The following is a 17766-nucleotide window of genomic DNA, read 5'->3' on the forward strand; positions in this document are numbered from 1 at the left end:
CCCTCCGTGACCGTTACGGAATTCAGGCAATAGCAGCCGTAACCCCTGGTCCAACCCGAACGGACCAGGGGTTTTCCGTGCCTACTCGGCATCCGAACACCCGTCCTTTAGTGCCGGGTTGTCCGTATTTGTCGACGGGCGTGTAACAGCGGTTAAAGGGCGGACGGGACGCGGGAACCTCCCGGTCATGAACCACAACACCCCGCTCCCCCCGGCCTCCCCCCGCCCCCTGCGCCACCTCTCCGAGGTGCACCGCCGTGTCATGACGACCGCACAGCTGAAGTCGCACGGCATCTCGCCCGCCGAGATGAACGAGCAGTGCCGCGCCGGCGGCCCCTGGCAGCAATTCCTCCCCGGCGTCTTCCTGCTCCACCCCGGCCCGCCGACCAGCGAGGAGCGCCTGCACGCGGTGCTGATGTACGCGGCGCGGGAACGGTCGCCGGGAGTGCCGTCCCAGCCGAACGCCGGCGAGGGACACTCCCCTGCCTACCCCGACGCGATGATCACGGGCCTCGCGGCGCTGACCCTGCACGGCTTCTCGGCCACGCCGCCGCTCACCGCGCTGGACCAGATCGACGTCCTGGTCCCCCGTATGCGCCGGCTGCGCTCCACGGGCTGCGCCCGCATCCTGCGCACCCCCGCGCTGCCCACCCCCCAGCAGGTGACGGGCCTCCCGGTGGCCCCAGTGCCGCGCGCCTTGGCCGACGCGGTGGCCGAACTGACGGACGCGAGCGCCGTACGCCGGCTGCTGACCGAAGCCGTCCGCGGCGGCCACTGCGAACCGGCGTCGGTGGTGCGGGAGTTGAACCAGGCGAAGCTCCTGTCCCGCCCGCACGTGGTGGACGCGGTGGACTCCCTGCTCGCCGAGGGCCGCGCGATCGCGGAGGACCGTCTGTACGAGATGGTCCACGTCCACGGCCTGCCCGACCCCGTCTGGAACGTCGACCTGCGCCTGCCCGGCGGCCCCCACCTCGGCGGCCTGGACGCCTACTGGCCGGAGCAGGCGGTGGCGGTGGAGCTGGACACCCGCGCGCCCCGCCAAGGCCATCGGCAGGACGACGACGCCCTGTGGTCGGAGTACGCCCGCAAGCGCGAACACCTGGAGCGCCTGGGCATCACGGTCGTGTACATCACCCCGAAGAAGCTGCGGGACGCCCTGGAGCAGCAGGCCGCGGTGGTCCGTACGGCCCTGATGGCGGCGGCGGACCGGGATCCGGCCGCGTATGTCGTGGTGCTGCCCCGGTAGTGACGGACCGGGAAGGCAGCGCCAGGAGGGGAGAGGAGGGGCCGCCGGGTCGTCGGCGGCCCCTCTTCGTGTCGGCGCTGTCAGGCGGCCGGACAGTCGATGGCGACGGCCCGGCGGGCTCCCGCGGTCCGGGCGAAGTGGGTGCGCAGCCGGTGCCACGCGGTCCGGCCCCGCCGGGTGTCGTCCGGCACGACCGGTGCGTCCGGCAGGGCCGACAGGGCACCGGCCCTGATCTGCCAGTCCTCGAACACGCCGCGGAACACCTGGTGTTGCTCCTGGAGCGGCACCGAGCGCCTCACTGCAGCCACGACGGCCTCCTTCACATCCACGCACTCGTCGATGGATCGAAGGTAACGAGGAATGGCTCGCTGATACCGTCCAATGGCATGCGGGAATCACAGACCAATCTGGCGGGCGATCTGCTGCTGCACCTGGGACGGCCCGGCGAGGGACCGCTGCACGAGCGGGTGAAGCGGGCGCTGCGTACGGCGATCAGGGACGGGCGCATCGAGGTCGGCACCGCTCTGCCGCCGAGCCGGCAGCTCGCCTCCGATCTGGGCTGTTCGCGCTGGGCGGTCACGGAGGCGTACAGCCAGCTGGTCGCCGAGGGATATCTGGAGGCGCAGACCGGCTCCGCCACCCGGGTGCGCTGGACGAACGACGCGGACGCCGCCGCCGGGCGCCGCGCACCGCGCCGGGCTCCCGAGGCGCGCTTCGACCTCGGACCGGGTCTGCCGGACCTGCGCGCGTTTCCGCGCCGCCGGTGGGCCGAGGCGGTACGGGCGGAGGTGACCACCACGGCGTTCACGGAGTTCGGATACCCGCCGGCCGGCGGTCACCCCCGGCTCAGGCGGCTGCTCGCCGAGTATCTGGGCCGCTCCCGCGGTGTCTTGGCGACCCCGGAGGACGTGACGGTGTGCACGAGCGTGACCGACGGGGTACGGCGCCTGTGCCACGCCCTGCGCGCCGAGGGCATCACCGCGGTCGGTTGTGAGGAGCCGGGCTGGACGCGGCTGCGCGACGTGATCCGCGCCGCGGGTCTGGACCCGGTGCCCGTGCGCACGGACGGCGGGGGTCTGCGCGTCGCCGACCTCGCCGGACACGGCGGCCTGCGGGCCGTACTGACCAGCCCTGCGCACCAGTTCCCGCTGGGCAGCGTGCTCGCCCCCGAGCGGCGCGCCGCCCTGCTGCAGTGGGCTCGCCAGGTGGACGGTGTCGTACTGGAGGACGACTACGACGCGGAGTTCCGCTACGACCGTCGTCCGGTCGCGGCCCTGCAGGGCATGGACCCGTCTCGCGTCGTCCTGTTCAAGTCGCTCAGCAAGATACTGTCCCCGGCGCTCGGCATCGGGTGGATCGTGGCACCGCCCCGCTGGACCCGGCACCTGCACCGGTCCGACCAGACGGCGACCCAGCCGCCGACTCTCGACCAGCTGGCCTTCGCCACGCTGCTGGAGTCGGGCGCGTACGACCGTCACCTGCGCGCCTGCCGGAAGCGGTACCGCGACCGGCGCGACGCGCTCGTGCGGGCCCTCGCCGACGAGTTGCCCGGCGCGCCGGTCTCCGGCATCGCCGCCGGGCTCCATCTCATTCTCCGGCTGCCTGCCGACGTGGACACCGCCGCCGTGGTCCGGGCGGCGGGCGCCCGGTCGTTGCGCATCGCCGACCTCGCGGCTTGTCACGCCACCGAGGACCACGCCGATCACGGCCTGGTCCTCGGGTACGGGAATCTCGCGGACGGGGCGGTGGAGGAAGCCGTACGGCATCTTCGCGAGGCGATCGACGAGTGCGGGGGGCTCCGCCGGTGATTCAGCCCCGCGCCCCTCAGGGCGTTCGGCCGGCCGTCGGTACAGCGGTGTGCAGACGGTCCATGAGGGCCGCGTAGGAGGCGATCATGCGGGTGCGGCTGAAGAGTTCGCGGCTCGCCGCCAGGGCCGGGGCGTACGCGGCGCGGTCGGTCACCGCGGCCGTCCAGGCGGCGGCGATCGTGTCGGGGTCCGGTGCCGTGACGATGCCGCGGCCGGCCACGATCGCCGCGCTGTCGCCGACGTCGGTGGTCACGGGTACGGCCCCGCACATCATGCCCTCGATCAGGCACAGGGGCGCCGCCTCGCCCCAGGTCGAGGTGAGGGCGACCACGTCGGCACCGGCGTAGACGGTCTCCATGTCGCGGCGGACGCCGAGCAGGTGCAGTCGGCGCCGGTCGGGTCCGAGCGCGGCCGCGATGTCGGCGTCGAGCGCCGGGTTGGCCGCGGTCATGCCGGCGCCGCACATCAGGACGTGACCGTTCGGGGTGCGGCGCAGCCACGCCGCGGCGGCGCGGAGGAAGAGCGGGACGTTCTTCATCGCGTCGTAGCGGGCGGCGTAGACCACCACCGGCGCCGGGTGCTCGATGCCGAGGTCCGTGCGCAGGGCCAGCCGCCGGGCCGGGTCGGGGCGGAAGCGGAGCAGGTCCACGCCGTTCGGGATCACGTGCAGCAGGTCGGACGGTATGCCGGCCGCCTCGTACGCGGCCCGTGTCGACTCGGCGCAGCAGACGCAGGCGGCCACCGTGCCGTCGGCGATGGCGGCCTTGAGGTCGGCCAGGGACGAGCCCTGGTTCTCCGGGTCCGAGCGGTGCAGGCAGACCACGACCGGGCGGCGCGGCAGGCCCGCCTGGTTCAGCAGGGCGAGGGGCTGTTCCTTCAGGGAGAGGATGACGTCGGCCCCGGCCATGGCCCGCGCGGTCTCGGCCAGCTCCGGCCCGGTGAATATGGCCGGATCACCACTTGCGGGAAGGACCCGGCCCAGTGAGGTGACGCCCACCCCGGTCGCCGTCAGCGACCGGTAGCAGGCGTCGTCCTCCATGCGCTGGCGGGTCGCCTCCCGGTGCACCTCGCCGTGAATGCTCAGCACGCGGTGGTGCTGGCCGCCCTCCATGAGCCCCAGCACCACGTCGCTGTGCACGATCCTGGCCCCGCCGGAGAAGAAACCGTCGTAGACCGACAGCACACGCAGTCCGTTTTCCGCGCGCACATGATCACCCGCCTTGCACACATATCAAGCCATCCCCGTGAAGTCCGGGTTAGCCGATATGAGGCGGTACGGACATTACATCCGAATTAACGCGGTGCTTCGTCTCCGTGTCCGCTCGATTGCCGGCCCTCACCGGCTCCTTTCCGCAGAACTCGGCCTCGATCACCGCGGCCGTGTCGCCCGACCAGTCCCCGTTGAAGTTGAAGGCGAGGGAACGGCGGCCGTCCTTCGTCGTGATCGCCTCGGATATGGAGCCGTGGATGCCGCCACCGTGGCCCCAGACGGTGACGCCGCAGCTCAGCGTGGCCTTCATCAGGCCGAGCCCGTAGCCGTTGCCCTCGTCCAGGGGGACCGTCGTGGTCATCTCGGTCAATTGCTCGCGCGGGAGGAGCTTGCCCCGCAGGAGCGCCGCGTAGAAGCGGTTGAGGTCGCTCGAGTCGGAGATCATCTCGCCGGCCGCGTAGGCGATGGACGGGTTGATCTTCGTGACGTCGTACGTCGGGCCCGTCGCCGTCTCGGCCAGCTTGGAGTACGCAAGGCTGCTGGGCTGCGGCACCGTCACCCGCGTGCCGGGGACCGACGTGGCGGTCAGGTGCAGCGGCTTGATGATGCGCTCGCGGATCGCGTCGCCGTACGGGCGGCCCGTGGCCTTCTCGATCACCATTCCGGCGAGCACGAAGTTGGTGTTGGAGTAGTTCCAGGACGTCCCCGGCTCGAAGTCCGGCTTGTGGGTCATGGCGAGCGCGACGAGTTCGCCGGGCTTCTTGGTGTCGTAGCGGTGCTCGAAGAAGCCGTCCTTCAGGAAGTACGTACGGCCGAAGTCCTCGTCCGCCGTGTAGTTGAAGATGCCGCTGGTGTGGTTGAGAAGCTGACGGAGGGTGATCCGGCTGCCGTCGTGGCCGTTGCCCCGGACCACTCCCGGCAGCCACTCCTCCACCGTGTCGTCCAGCGACAGCCGCCCCTCCGCCTCCAACTGGAGCAGCACGGTGGCCACGAAGGTCTTGGTGATGCTGCCCACGCGATAGCGGTCCTGCGCCGAACGCGGTTTCCCGCTCTTGAGGTCGCCGACGCCCTCCGTGGCCGACCATTCGCCTCGGCCGTCCTTCGCGGTCGCCGTCACGCCGGGGACGCCGGCGTCGACCGCGGCCTCGATGGCTTTGCGGGTCGCGTCGTGGCGGGACGTGTCGGGTGCGGCCACCGCGGGTGCGGCGAGGGCCACGGACAGCGCCACCGCCGTCGCCGCCACCAGGCTCATGCGTGTCGTACGTACGCTCATGTCTCTCCCCCTTGTCCTCCGCTCACGTCGAGCGGCGTCGGGGGAAGAGACCCGGGCCGGTGCTGCGAAGGTTGAAGAGGGATACGGGAGTTGAGCGTGTTTCAGCCCTTCTTCAGCACCAGTTCCGTGTTGCGGTCCTTGCGGTCGCCCGCCAGGGTCGAGCGGGCGCCGGGGGCGTTGAAGGACAGCTCGCGGTAGAGGGCGGCCAGGCCCGTCTGGGAGTGGTCGGTGAAGTCCGTGGCGTGCGGGGCCGAGGACTCGATCAGGGTGGTGAAGAGGGAGATCGTGCCGTCCTTGTTGTCCACCACCTCGATGATCCGGGCGAGTTGGGGGAAGTCGACGTGGGAGGCGGTGGAGATCTCCCAGAAGGAGCCGCCGCCGGCGCCGGAGCGCGGGGTGATGACGTTCTTGTGGATGTGGCCGTTCACCCAGGCGAGGACGTTGCGGTGACCGGTGAGCAGCTTGACCACCTCGGCGCCGCCCACGCGCCGCTCGTTCGGGCGGGCCGGGTCGCGGCGGAGGTTGCCCATCGTCTCGCTGGTGTGATGGCTGAAGATGATCGCGTACGAGTCCTTGTTCTCCCGCAGCGTCCGGTCCAGCCAGTTGAACTGGGCCGCCCCGATGGACCCTTCGTAGTGGCCGCCGGGATCGGTGGTGTCGAGGCTGATGCCGATGACGTCGTCGGCGATGCGGAAGCTGTAGTACTGGGTGCCCGCGTCCAGGTTGGCCGTCGAGTAGCCGTGCCCCACCGGGCCGAGGCCCCGGTGGGCCGGGTTCAGGTGGGCATGCAGATACTCCCTGGGCGTGAACGGGGCCCGGCTCTCGTCCGGCGTGACCGAGCGCATCGAGCGGGCGTGGGCCTTGAGGAAGTCCTTGAAGACGGTGCCGCGCGGGTCCTTGTCCTGCTTGAGGGAGTCCTGGAGCTTCTTGGCGTCCGCGGCCGAGACGTTCATCAGCTTCTTGCCGCCGACGGCGAGGTCGGTCAGGTAGGAGTCGCTGTGCGAGGCGTAGGTGCCGAGCGGCATCGCGTCGTGGTTGCCGACCGTCGAGTACCACGGGATGTTCAGGCCGGGGCTGCGCAGTTCGCGGATCGCGGCGGCGAGGAAACCCTCGATGTACGGGAAGCCGAGCTGCTTGTCGGCGTCGCGGACGCTGTCGTCGGCCTGCCAGTACAGCTTCAGGCCGCTGTTCTGGACGCCCTCGTAACTCCGCGGGTCACCGGTGTTGGGGGTGACACGGCCGCCGCTCATCACCGTCAGGAACCACTCCAGCTCGGACTTGGCGTTGTTGTCCGTGTTGTCGCCGGTGGTCATGGCGAAGTGGAACGGGGCACCGGTGACGGGGGCGCCCCGCAGCGCGTTGATCCGCTCGACGAGCGCGACGGCGCCCGGCACGGTCAGCGCCTCCTGCGGCCGCCAGGCGTGCACGTCGGTCGAGCGCAGGTACTCCAGCCGCAGCGGGTGCTGGGCGTCGATCAGGTGCAGGTCGGTGAGCTGGACGAAGGCGGCGAGCGCCGTACGCCGGCTCTCGCGCCCCGACTTGGCCGCCGCCAGGTTCTCGCGGACGACCCGCTTCCAGCCGGGGCCGTGGCCGAGCCGCCGGTAGCCGGAGGTGCCGCGCGGGGTGGCGACCGAGGTGAGGGTGGTGCCCCGGGTGTACGGCGCGAGCGCGACCGGCAGTCTGCGGGAGGCACCGACGGGCGCCTCGGCGGCGGCGTTGCCCGCGGCGGCGCCCGGTGCGCTCGCGGGGGTCGTGGTGGTGGCGGCCTGGCTTTCGGTGGGCCGCAGGGCGTAGCCGACGCCCGCGGAGAGGGTCACCGCTCCGGTGGCGGCGAGCAGGGTACGGCGGTGGACCCCCAGCGCGGAGCTGGCGACAGAGCGTATGCGCGACATGGCGCGGTCTCCCCGAGTGCGAACGCGTCGGCAGTGGTCGCGGGTGGTCGCCGAGGCGAACCTCCCGCTCACTGTGGATCGTTGGCACCGGGGATGACCTGTGCATGAACATGGCGGCAACGGGCAGCGCCGATCACCGTACGTGGATCTTGGCCCACCCTCCGCGTCCACGGCCGCTCCTTCAACGGCCGGAACGCGGTCACTCAGTGTTCATCTTCCGGGGTAGTGAAGCTATTTCCCGGCGGTTTGGATCCGCCCCGCGGCCGGCCGTTCGCGCCACAGCGCCAGCCCCTTGTCGACCATGGAGACGCGGGTCAGACCCGTCACATCGTCCAGGGGGTGCCAGGCCGCCATGTCGGTGGAGCCGTTGGCCTCGTAGCGCAGATCGCCGCCGGTGATCCGGGCCTCGTAGACGAGCCGTACGCCGTGGTGGTCGACGGCCCGGCCGAAGCGGCGGATCGGGAACACGCGATGGGAGGAGTCGATGCCCAGCAGGCCGGTGGGCTCGACGAGGTAGCCGGTCTCCTCCTCCACCTCCCGCACGACCGTGTCGTAGGGATCCTCACCGTGCTCCATGCCGCCGCCGGGCAGGACCCACTCGTAGCCGCCGCCGGGCGCCGGGGAGCGCGCGAGGAGGAGCTGTCCGTCACGTACGCAAATGGCGTAGGCCGCCACCCTCAACTTCTTTTGCACGTAGGGACGTTAGTCGCCCGGGACCGAATCGGCAGGTGAATATCCAGCATTACGGGCGCCTTGCCCTCTTCGTTCCCACTCACCCCAATTGCATAGGGGGTTTCCCCCATCCCTCCATTTCGATTCGGTCAACTCTTCCCAAACATCCTTCCCTTGCGTAAGGCTGTGCGGTCGTCCGGTATCGCATACCGGACAGCCGATGCTCCTTTACCAACAAGGGATGCCGATGACCCTCACCCCCCAGCGCGAACCGAAGCCGGGCGCGAGACGCGCGGCCCGCATAGCCGTGGCCGCAGGTCTCGTCGCCGCGCTCTCCGCGGCCGGGCCGATACCCATGGCCATGGCCGGGGACCCCGCGCCCGCCGCGGCGGACCCGAGCGTCAAGTCCGCGCACGACAAGCTCGGTTCGGCCGACGCCGATCTGCTCGCCGAGGCCAAGGCCGACGGCGACAAGAACGTCACGATGATGGTCGCGACCGCGCCCGGCCAGACCGAGAAGGTCGCCGAGCAGCTGGACGCGGTCGGCTCTGTGGGCCGTACCTACGACAAGCTCGGCTACGTCCGGGCCACCGTCCCCACCGGCAAGGCCGACTCGGCCATCGCCGCGGCGGCGAAGCTCTCCTCGGTGCACGGCATCGACCTGCGCGAGGAGATACCCCTGGAGGACCCCGCCGTCGACACGAAGGCGTCGACGGCCGCCGCGACCTCGTACTCCGCGCCGAACAAGAACACCCCGGCCGAGAACCCGTACAACCCGTCCTTCGAGACGGGCGCCGTCGACTTCGTGGATGACCACCCGAAGGCGGACGGCCGCGGCATCACCATCGGCATCCTCGACTCGGGCATCGACCTCGGCCACCCGGCGCTGCAGAAGACCACGACCGGTGAGCGGAAGATAGTCGACTGGGTCACCGCCACCGACCCGCTCCTCGACAGCGACCGCACCTGGCGCCCGATGGTGACCTCCGTCTCCGGGCCCAGCTTCACCTACGGCGGCAAGACCTGGACCGCACCCGCCGGCTCCTACCAGGTCAGCACGTTCCTGGAGTCGTACACCACCGGCGGCGACGCGGCGGGCGACGCCAACCGCGACGGCGACAAGACCGACTCGTGGGGCGTGCTGTACGACGCCGCGGCCGGCACGGTCCGTGTCGACCTCAACAACAACAACGACTTCGGTGACGACACCCCGATGAAGCCGTACAAGGACGGCTTCCAGATCGGCTACTTCGGCACCGACAACCCGGCCACCGATGTGGCCGAGCGGCAGCCGTTCGTCGTGCAGATCCGCAAGGACGTGCCGATGGACCCGCTGGGCGGCGACTGGGTCGGCCAGAAGCGCGACTTCGTCAACATCGGTGTCATCGAGTCCGAGCACGGCACGCACGTCGCCGGCATCACCGCCGCGAACGGCCTGTTCGGCGGCAAGATGAACGGCGCGGCCCCGGGCGCGAAGCTCGTCGCGTCCCGTGCCTGCACCTGGACCGGCGGCTGCACCAATGTCGCGCTCACCGAGGGCATGATCGACCTCGTCGTCAACCGTGGCGTCGACATCGTCAACATGTCCATCGGCGGTCTCCCGGCGCTGAACGACGGCAACAACGCCCGCGCCGAGCTGTACACGCGCCTCATCGACACCTACGGCGTGCAGCTGGTGATCTCGGCCGGCAACTCCGGCCCCGGCGCCAACACCATCGGCGACCCGGCGCTGGCCGCCAAGGTCATCTCGGTCGGCGCGACCATCTCCAAGGAGACGTGGGCCGCCAACTACGGCTCGGTCGTGTCCAAGCCGTACGCGATGATGCCGTTCTCCTCGCGCGGCCCGCGTGAGGACGGCGGCTTCACCCCGACGCTGTCCGCGCCGGGTGCCGCGATCAACACCATCCAGACCTGGCTGCCGGGCGCCCCGGTCGCCGAGTCCGGCTACTCGCTCCCGGCCGGCTACGGCATGCTCCAGGGCACGTCGATGGCGTCCCCGCAGGCGGCGGGCGCGTCCGCGCTGCTGCTGAGCGCCGCCAAGCAGAAGGGCATAGCCCTGACGCCGGCGAAGCTGCGCACGGCCCTCACCTCGACTGCCGACCACATCAAGGGCGTTCAGGCGTACGAGGAGGGTGCCGGGCTCATCAACATCGAGGACGCCTGGGACTCGATCCGTGACGGCGCCACCGCCCACGAGTACACCGTGAAGGCGCCGGTCGACACCGCGATCGACCAGTTCCTGAAGACCCCGGGCTTCGGCACGGGCGTATACGACCGCGAGGGCGGCCTCAAGGCCGGGCAGAAGAAGACGTACGACGTCACCATCACCCGTACGTCCGGTGCGGACAAGGCGATCCGGCACGAGCTGCACCTGGAGAACAACGCCGGGGACACCTTCCGGATCGTCGGCGACGACGAGATCAGCCTCGGCCTGAACAAGCCGGTCACCGTCAAGGTCGCCGCCAAGCCGTCCTCGGCCGGCATCAAGAGCGCGATCCTGGAGGTCGACGACCCGCGCACCGAGGGCATCGACAAGCAGGTCCTCAACACGGTCGTGGTCTCGGCGCCGCTGAAGTACACCTACTCGGCGGCCGGTTCGGTGCAGCGCAACAGCACCAAGCACTACTTCGTGACCGTCCCCGAGGGCGCCAAGTCGCTGGAGGTCGCGATCGGCGGGCTGAAGGACAAGAGCCAGACCCGGTTCATCGCCATCCACCCGTACGGCACCCCGTCCGACCCGACCGGCACGCCGAACTGCTACAACAACTACCTCGCCGGCAACGGCTGCAAGCCGGACGTGCGTGCCTACGCCGACCCGCAGCCCGGCGTCTGGGAGATCGAGGTCGAGTCGCGCCGTACGTCGCCGCTGCTCGACAACCCGTACACGCTGGACGTCACCGTCCTGGGCGCGGCCTTCGACCCGGAGACCGTGACCGTCCCCGAGGCCAAGGTCGGCACCCCGGCCGCCGCCTCCTGGAAGGTGACCAACGGCTACGCCGCGATCGACGGCAAGCTGGCCGGCGGCCCGCTCGGCTCCTCGAAGACGGCCCGTCCGACCATCGCCGAGGGCGCCACGCAGACCACCACGGTCGAGGTGCCCGAGGGCGCGACCTCGCTCGACGTCTCCATCGGCAACGTCTCCGACGCGGCCGCCGACCTCGACCTGGTCGTCCGCAACGCGGCCGGCACCGAGGTGGGCAGCTCCGCCGACGGTGACTCGGAGGAGGCGGTCTCGGTCGCGAACCCGGCCGCCGGGAAGTACAGCATCGAGGTCGTCGGCTACGCGGTGCCGAGCGGCTCGACGGCGTACGACTACCTGGACGTGTTCTTCTCCGCCACGCTCGGCACGGTCAAGGTCGACGAGTCGGCGCCGGTGAAGCTCGGCACGGGTGACTCGGCCACCGTCACGGGCAGCGTCACCGCCCAGGCGGCCGCGCCGGAGGGCCGCGAGTTCTTCGGCCAGGTCCAGCTGCTGAACGCGCGCGGCACGGTCGCGGGCATCGGCAGCGTGAAGATCGAGAAGGTCACGCCGTAGTCCCTGGTACGACCATGGGGCGGGCGTCCGTACGGGCGCCCGCCCTTCGTCATTCGCAGGTGACCTCGCCCGCGTCGGACAGCGCGTCGGTGATCCAGGCCCGTTCGAGGGCGATGTCCTTCTCACCGACGGCCCAGACGTCCGCTGCCGCGGCATGCCGCGGGACGCCGACCAGGATGTGTTCGCCCTTGTGGACGATGCCCTCCTCCATCAGGAAGGTCACCTCGTCGTCCTTGCTCTTCTTCGGGTGGTAGAAGCGGGTCACCCGCAGCGTGATCCGCTCCTGCGCCGTCGCGGGCAGCGGCTCCACGGCGGTGACGTCTCCCTCGGCGACCAGGCGGGCGCAGGCGAGGTAGAGAGGGCTCATGACGTCGGTGTCGGCCTCCTTGGAGCTCGACTGGTCGGCGCTGCCGCCCGAGGCAAGGCCGGCGTCCCCGCCCTGCGACACCAGCCAGCCCAGGCCGGCCACCACGGACGCGACGGCGGCCACCGCGAGGGTGCCGAAGGCCAGGGTGAACGCACGCCGCCGGGCGCGGGAAGGGCGTCGTGGGGGAACGGGCTCGGGGGCCTGGACCTGGGCCTGGGGCGGTTCGGCGAGCGCCTGACCGATGAGTCCCAACTGCTCCCGCAGCAGCGCCACATCGGCGGCGGCCGACCGGTGCTCGGCCATGAAGGCGGCGTCCGCGCGCGCCTCGTCCGGCAGCGGTTCGCCGGTGATCGCGGCCATCAGCGCGTCGGCGCGGGCACGGCCCTCGTAGCCGTCGTTGCCGTCGCGACCGTTGCGGCTTTCGTTCTCGGCGGTCACGTCACACCACCTCGTCCTCGTGCAGGCGGGCGCGCAGGGCCCGTACCGCCGTGTGCAGCCTGCTCTTGACCGTTCCCTCCGGTATGCCGAGCTCCTCGGCGATGTCGCGCACCGGCAGGTCGCCGTAGAAGCGCAGGACGAGGACCTGACGCTGGGCGTCGGGCAGGTCGTCCAGGCCCCGGGCGACGGCGAGGGAGAGCAGGCTGGTGTCCTCGCCGGAGGGGTGTTCGAGCTGGCGCAGGGAGGCGAGCCGCTCCCCGAGCCGCTCCTGGCGCTTCTTGGCCCTGTGCCAGTCCATGGCGAGGTTGGAGGCGACGACCGCCGCCCACGCCGAGACGTCCCGCGGCGCCTCCCGCCCGCTCGCGGCCCGCTCCAGCAGCCGTAGGCGGACCTGCTGTACCCCGTCCAGCAGGTCCGCCTGTGGCACCCCGCCCAGCGCGAGCACCGCCCGCACCCGACGCTCCTGGGCCGCGTCCAGAGGATCTCCGTGAGCGTCCTCTTGGGCCCGGCGGGCCTTTCTGCGCAGCACAAGCCACCCCCCTCACCGCGTTTCTTCTAGGACGCCGCAGTGCACGGAAACGTTCGACCGGGTTTCCGGGAGTTCTGCGAGGCGTACGTCACACCGACGCACGATGCAGCACAGCTTGCGGCACGAGGGCCTCGTAGGGTGAATTTCTGCAGCTCAGAGTGGGTGCGCACGGGAGTTCCGGAACCGGCGGGGCGCGCAGGGTGTCCCAGTACCCGGGCATGGACGGCAAAGAATTGGACAGGTGGACCAGGGTCGGCCGCATGATGGAAACGCCGCAGACACACACATGAACGCGTAAAGGGAGTCGCCGTGAGGGTCGGAATCGTCGGAGCCACCGGTCAGGTCGGCACGGTCATGCGCAGGATCCTCAAGGAGCGGAACTTCCCGGTCACCGAGCTGCGCCTGTTCGCCTCGGCCCGCTCGGCGGGGACGGTCCTGGACGGGGTGACCGTGGAGGACGCGACGACGGCCGACTACAGCGGCCTGGACATCGTCCTGTTCTCGGCGGGCGGCTCGACCTCGAAGGCCCTGGCGCCGAAGGTCGCCGCCCAGGGTGCCGTGGTGATCGACAACTCCTCCGCCTGGCGCCGCGACCCCGAGGTCCCGCTGGTCGTCTCCGAGGTGAACCCGCACGCGATCGCCGACCGCCCCAAGGGCATCATCGCCAACCCGAACTGCACGACGATGGCCGCGATGCCGGTGCTGAAGCCGCTGCACGCCGAGGCGGGCCTGGAAGCCCTCGTGGTCGCCACCTACCAGGCGGTCTCGGGCTCGGGTCTCGCGGGCGTGGACGAGCTGTTCGAGCAGGTCAAGAAGGTCGGCGACGACGCGCCCAAGCTGACCCACGACGGCTCGGCGGCGGAGTTCCCCGAGCCGAACAAGTACGTGGCCCCGATCGCGTACAACGTCCTGCCGATGGCCGGCTCGATCGTCGACGACGGCCTGAACGAGACCGACGAGGAGCAGAAGCTCCGCCACGAGTCCCGCAAGATCCTGGAGATCCCCGGGCTGAAGGTCTCCGGCACCTGCGTGCGCGTCCCGGTCTTCTCCGGGCATTCCCTCCAGGTCAACGCCCGCTTCGCCCGCCCGATCAGCGTGGAGCGCGCCAAGGAGCTGCTCGCCGGCGCCCCCGGCGTGGCCCTCACCGAGGTGCCGACCCCGCTCCAGGCGGCCGGCCAGGACCCGTCGTACGTCGGCCGCATCCGCACCGACGAGACGGTCGAGCACGGCCTCGCCCTGTTCCTCTCCAACGACAACCTCCGCAAGGGCGCCGCGCTGAACGCGGTGCAGATCGCGGAGCTGGTGGCGGCGGAGCTGAAGGGCTAGCCCCGCGCACCTCATGGCTGAGGGCTAAGCCCTGCGCACCTCGTAGAGGAAGCAGCCGTACTCGACGGCCCGGACGTGGACGAGCGCCACGGCCGGGTCGTCGAACGCGTTCTGGAGGGCCCCGGCGAACCCGTTCGCGTCCTCGACCAGCTGTCCGCCGAGGATGTGCCCCTCGGCCGAGTAGCGGCGCACCGTGCGGTGGGCGTTCGTGAAGGGCAGGGCGGCCCTGTCCGGTCCCGCGCACTCCTCGGCGTGGATGAAGACGGGCCCCTGCTCGTCGTACGCCCCGGGGCGGGCCCCGTTCTCCGCCGCCCAGCGGCGCAGGGGAGCGTACGAGACGAGGGCGATGAGCTCGCCGGGCGCGCTGTGGCGCAGGCAGCAGCGCAGGGGCGACCCGCCCTCCTCGTCGGTCACGGGAACCATTTGGCGCCCCGCGTCGTCAGCAGAGCGCAACTCCTTCAGGGCCGTCGCAGAGACGGGGCGTGCGAAGTAGGTCGTCATGTCCCCAGCGTCACGCGCGTCCGCCCCGCCCACCGGCGGTTAACGGACATCGCGCTCCGTGCTGGTCCCGTGGAAGGATGGCGCAACCCACACATATCGAGGAGATGACCGCGTGCCTGGCACAAACCTGACTCGCGAAGAGGCGCAGCAGCGGGCGAAGCTGCTCACCGTTGACTCGTACGAGATCGATCTCGACCTCTCCGGCGCGCAGGAGGGCGGCACCTACCGGTCCGTGACCACGGTGCGCTTCGACGTCGCCGAAAACGGCGCCGACTCCTTCATCGACCTCGTGGCCCCGACCGTCCACGAGGTGACCCTCAACGGCGACCCGCTCGACGCGGGCGAGGTGTTCAAGGACTCCCGGATCGCGCTGCCGGGCCTGCTTCAGGGCCCCAACGTCCTGCGGGTCGTCGCCGACTGCACGTACACCAACACCGGCGAGGGCCTGCACCGCTTCGTCGACCCGGTCGACCAGCAGGCCTACCTCTACACCCAGTTCGAGGTGCCGGACGCCCGCCGCGTCTTCGCGTCCTTCGAGCAGCCCGACCTGAAGGCCACCTTCCAGTTCACAGTGAAGGCGCCCGAGGGCTGGACGGTGATCTCCAACTCGCCCACCCCGGAGCCGACGGACAGCGTCTGGGTCTTCGAGCCGACGCCGCGCATCTCGACGTACGTCACGGCGCTCATCGTCGGCCCGTACCACTCCGTGCACAGCGTCTACGAGAAGGACGGCCATTCCGTCCCGCTCGGCATCTACTGCCGTCCCTCGCTCGCCGAGTACCTCGACTCGGACGCGATCTTCGAGGTGACCCGGCAGGGCTTCGACTGGTTCCAGGAGAAGTTCGACTACGCGTACCCGTTCAAGAAGTACGACCAGCTGTTCGTGCCGGAGTTCAACGCGGGCGCGATGGAGAACGCGGGCGCGGTGACCATCCGCGACCAGTACGTCTTCCGGTCCAAGGTGACGAACGCGGCGTACGAGACGCGCGCGGAGACCATCCTGCACGAGCTGGCCCACATGTGGTTCGGCGACCTGGTCACCATGGAGTGGTGGAACGACCTGTGGCTGAACGAGTCGTTCGCCACGTACACGTCCATCGCCTGCCAGGCGTACGCGCCCGAGTCGCGCTGGCCGCACTCGTGGACCACCTTCGCCAACCAGATGAAGACGTGGGCGTACCGCCAGGACCAGCTGCCGTCCACCCACCCGATCATGGCGGAGATCCGCGACCTGGACGACGTGCTCGTCAACTTCGACGGGATCACCTACGCCAAGGGCGCCTCCGTCCTCAAGCAGCTCGTCGCCTACGTCGGCATGGACGAGTTCTTCCAGGGTGTCCAGGCGTACTTCAAGCGTCACGCGTTCGGCAACACGCGCCTGTCCGACCTGCTGGGCGCCCTGGAGGAGACCTCCGGCCGCGATCTGAAGACCTGGTCGAAGCAGTGGCTGGAGACGGCGGGCATCAACATCCTGCGCCCGTCCATCGAGACGGACGCCGACGGTGTGATCACGTCCTTCGCGATCCGCCAGGAGGCCCCCGCGCTGCCGACCGGCGCCAAGGGCGAGCCCACCCTGCGCCCGCACCGCATCGCGGTCGGCCTGTACAACCTGGATGCCGACTCCGGCAAGCTGCTGCGCTCCGAGCGCATCGAGCTGGACGTGGACGGCGAACTGACCGCCGTACCGCAGCTGTCGGGCACGCGCCGCCCGGACGTGGTCCTCCTCAACGACGACGACCTGTCGTACGCGAAGGTCCGCCTGGACGAGGAGTCACTGGCCTTCGTCACCGAGCACCTCGGCGACTTCGAGGCCTCGCTGCCCCGGGCCCTGTGCTGGGCGTCGTCCTGGGACATGACGCGCGACGCGGAGCTCGCCACCCGCGACTACCTCTCCCTGGTCCTGTCGGGCATCGGCAAGGAGTCCGACATCGGCGTCGTGCAGTCGCTGCAGCGCCAGGTGAAGCTGGCGATCGAGCTGTACGCCGACCCGGCGGCCCGCGAGGCCCTGCTGACCCGCTGGACGGACGCCACGCTGGCCCATCTGCGCGCGGCTGAGCCGGGCGGCGACCACCAGCTGGCGTGGGCGCGGGCGTTCGCGGCGACGGCCCGTACGCCGGAGCAGCTGGACCTGCTGGAGGGCCTGCTGGACGGCTCCCAGTCGGTCGAGGGCCTGGCCGTCGACACGGAGCTGCGCTGGGTGTTCGTGGAGCGCCTGGCGGCAGTCGGGCGCTTCGACGAGACGGAGATCGCGGGCGAGTACGAGCGGGACAAGACGGCGGCCGGCGAGCGCCACGCCGCCACGGCCCGCGCCGCCCGCCCGACCGCCGAGGCCAAGGCCGAGGCCTGGTCGTCGGTCATCGAATCCGACAAGCTCCCCAACGCCCTCCAGGAAGCGGTGATCGGGGGCTTCGTCCAGACCGACCAGCGCGAACTCCTCGCCCCCTACACGGACAAGTTCTTCGAGGTGGTCAAGGACATCTGGGACGCCCGCTCCCACGAGATCGCCCAGCAGATCGCGGTCGGCCTGTACCCGTCGCTGCAGGTCTCCGAGGAGACCCTGAGCAAGACGGACACCTGGCTGGAGTCGGCCGAGCCGAACGCGGCCCTGCGGCGCCTGGTCTCGGAGTCCCGGTCGGGTGTCGAGCGGGCGCTGAAGGCGCAGGCGGCGGACGCGGCGGCCGAGCAGTAGCCGAGTAGTAGTCGTACCTACGCCGATCGGGGCGCCCGGTGCTGCAGCACCGGGCGCCCCTTCGCATGCGGTCAGCCCGTCGGGCGGATCAGGTGGGTCCGGGCGCACTTGCGGAAGGGACGGTGGTGAGGTCGGGGCGGAGGGTGTGGCCGCGGGCGCCGGCCGCGATGACCAGGGCCTGTCCGTCGGCGACGACCTCGAACTTGTCCTCCAGGGCCGCGATGAGGGGACCGTCGGGCGCCGGGCTGCCGTCCGGCCGGGGGTCGATGGTGTCCGGGCC

At 70.9% G+C, this 17766-nt stretch carries 13 protein-coding genes and 1 pseudogene; 5 read left to right on the top strand and 9 right to left on the bottom strand.

The window, feature by feature from the left end; translation table 11 throughout:
• Positions 1 to 187 precede the first annotated feature (187 nt).
• Complete coding sequence (locus EHO50_RS04855) at positions 188 to 1246, top strand: hypothetical protein (RefSeq protein ID WP_128428523.1); 1059 nt, start codon at positions 188 to 190, stop codon at positions 1244 to 1246.
• Between the two features lie 80 nt (positions 1247 to 1326).
• Here the strand turns inward: EHO50_RS04855 and EHO50_RS04860 are convergent, their stop codons facing one another.
• Positions 1327 to 1554: a hypothetical protein gene (locus tag EHO50_RS04860; protein WP_128428524.1), complete on the bottom strand. Its 228-nt coding sequence runs from the start codon at positions 1552 to 1554 to the stop codon at positions 1327 to 1329.
• Between the two features lie 78 nt (positions 1555 to 1632).
• Here EHO50_RS04860 and pdxR point away from each other — a divergent pair, with 78 nt between their 5' ends.
• Positions 1633 to 3054: a MocR-like pyridoxine biosynthesis transcription factor PdxR gene (pdxR, locus tag EHO50_RS04865; protein ID WP_128428525.1), complete on the top strand. Its 1422-nt coding sequence runs from the start codon at positions 1633 to 1635 to the stop codon at positions 3052 to 3054.
• A gap of 16 nt (positions 3055 to 3070) precedes the next feature.
• On the opposite strand, the gene EHO50_RS04870 is transcribed toward pdxR, so the two are convergent.
• The 4 genes from EHO50_RS04870 to EHO50_RS04885 all read right to left on the bottom strand — a co-directional run bounded on the left by EHO50_RS04870 (position 3071) and on the right by EHO50_RS04885 (position 8122).
• Positions 3071 to 4237 (bottom strand): glycosyltransferase, encoded by a 1167-nt coding sequence (locus tag EHO50_RS04870; RefSeq protein WP_128428977.1) that lies wholly within the window; start codon positions 4235 to 4237, stop codon positions 3071 to 3073.
• A gap of 73 nt (positions 4238 to 4310) precedes the next feature.
• A complete protein-coding gene (locus EHO50_RS04875; RefSeq protein ID WP_181449552.1) occupies positions 4311 to 5537 on the bottom strand; it encodes a serine hydrolase domain-containing protein in 1227 nt (408 codons plus the stop codon).
• Between the two features lie 101 nt (positions 5538 to 5638).
• Entirely contained in the window at positions 5639 to 7429 is a 1791-nt protein-coding gene (locus tag EHO50_RS04880) for a TIGR03767 family metallophosphoesterase (RefSeq protein WP_128428526.1), read from the bottom strand.
• A gap of 231 nt (positions 7430 to 7660) precedes the next feature.
• On the bottom strand, positions 7661 to 8122 hold the full coding sequence (locus EHO50_RS04885) for an NUDIX hydrolase (protein ID WP_181449553.1): 462 nt from the start codon (positions 8120 to 8122) through the stop codon (positions 7661 to 7663).
• Between the two features lie 226 nt (positions 8123 to 8348).
• Here EHO50_RS04885 and EHO50_RS04890 point away from each other — a divergent pair, with 226 nt between their 5' ends.
• The gene (locus tag EHO50_RS04890) at positions 8349 to 11636 is read left to right on the top strand and encodes a S8 family serine peptidase (RefSeq protein ID WP_128428527.1); all 3288 of its coding nucleotides are present in this window, start codon (positions 8349 to 8351) and stop codon (positions 11634 to 11636) included.
• Between the two features lie 49 nt (positions 11637 to 11685).
• On the opposite strand, the gene EHO50_RS04895 is transcribed toward EHO50_RS04890, so the two are convergent.
• Together EHO50_RS04895 and EHO50_RS04900 are read right to left on the bottom strand one after the other, a co-directional pair.
• Positions 11686 to 12441 (bottom strand): hypothetical protein, encoded by a 756-nt coding sequence (locus EHO50_RS04895; RefSeq protein ID WP_246101017.1) that lies wholly within the window; start codon positions 12439 to 12441, stop codon positions 11686 to 11688.
• Position 12442: 1 nt separating this feature from the next.
• On the bottom strand, positions 12443 to 12970 hold the full coding sequence (locus EHO50_RS04900) for an RNA polymerase sigma factor (RefSeq protein WP_128428528.1): 528 nt from the start codon (positions 12968 to 12970) through the stop codon (positions 12443 to 12445).
• A gap of 309 nt (positions 12971 to 13279) precedes the next feature.
• Here EHO50_RS04900 and EHO50_RS04905 point away from each other — a divergent pair, with 309 nt between their 5' ends.
• Complete coding sequence (locus EHO50_RS04905) at positions 13280 to 14296, top strand: aspartate-semialdehyde dehydrogenase (RefSeq protein WP_128428529.1); 1017 nt, start codon at positions 13280 to 13282, stop codon at positions 14294 to 14296.
• Between the two features lie 24 nt (positions 14297 to 14320).
• On the opposite strand, the gene EHO50_RS04910 is transcribed toward EHO50_RS04905, so the two are convergent.
• Entirely contained in the window at positions 14321 to 14797 is a 477-nt protein-coding gene (locus EHO50_RS04910; protein WP_128428530.1) for a DUF1203 domain-containing protein, read from the bottom strand.
• Between the two features lie 112 nt (positions 14798 to 14909).
• On the opposite strand from EHO50_RS04910, the gene pepN reads away from it, so the two are divergent.
• Positions 14910 to 17486, top strand: coding sequence for an aminopeptidase N (pepN, locus tag EHO50_RS04915; RefSeq protein ID WP_128428531.1), 2577 nt, complete (start codon positions 14910 to 14912; stop codon positions 17484 to 17486).
• A 115-nt stretch (positions 17487 to 17601) separates the two neighbouring features.
• Here pepN and EHO50_RS44800 read toward each other — a convergent pair.
• Positions 17602 to 17754 (bottom strand): annotated as a pseudogene (locus tag EHO50_RS44800) (LysR family transcriptional regulator); the annotation flags it as partial.
• Between the last annotated feature and the right edge of the window lie 12 nt (positions 17755 to 17766).

Source organism: Streptomyces cyaneus (assembly GCF_004028635.1).
Classification (GTDB): domain Bacteria; phylum Actinomycetota; class Actinomycetes; order Streptomycetales; family Streptomycetaceae; genus Streptomyces; species Streptomyces cyaneus.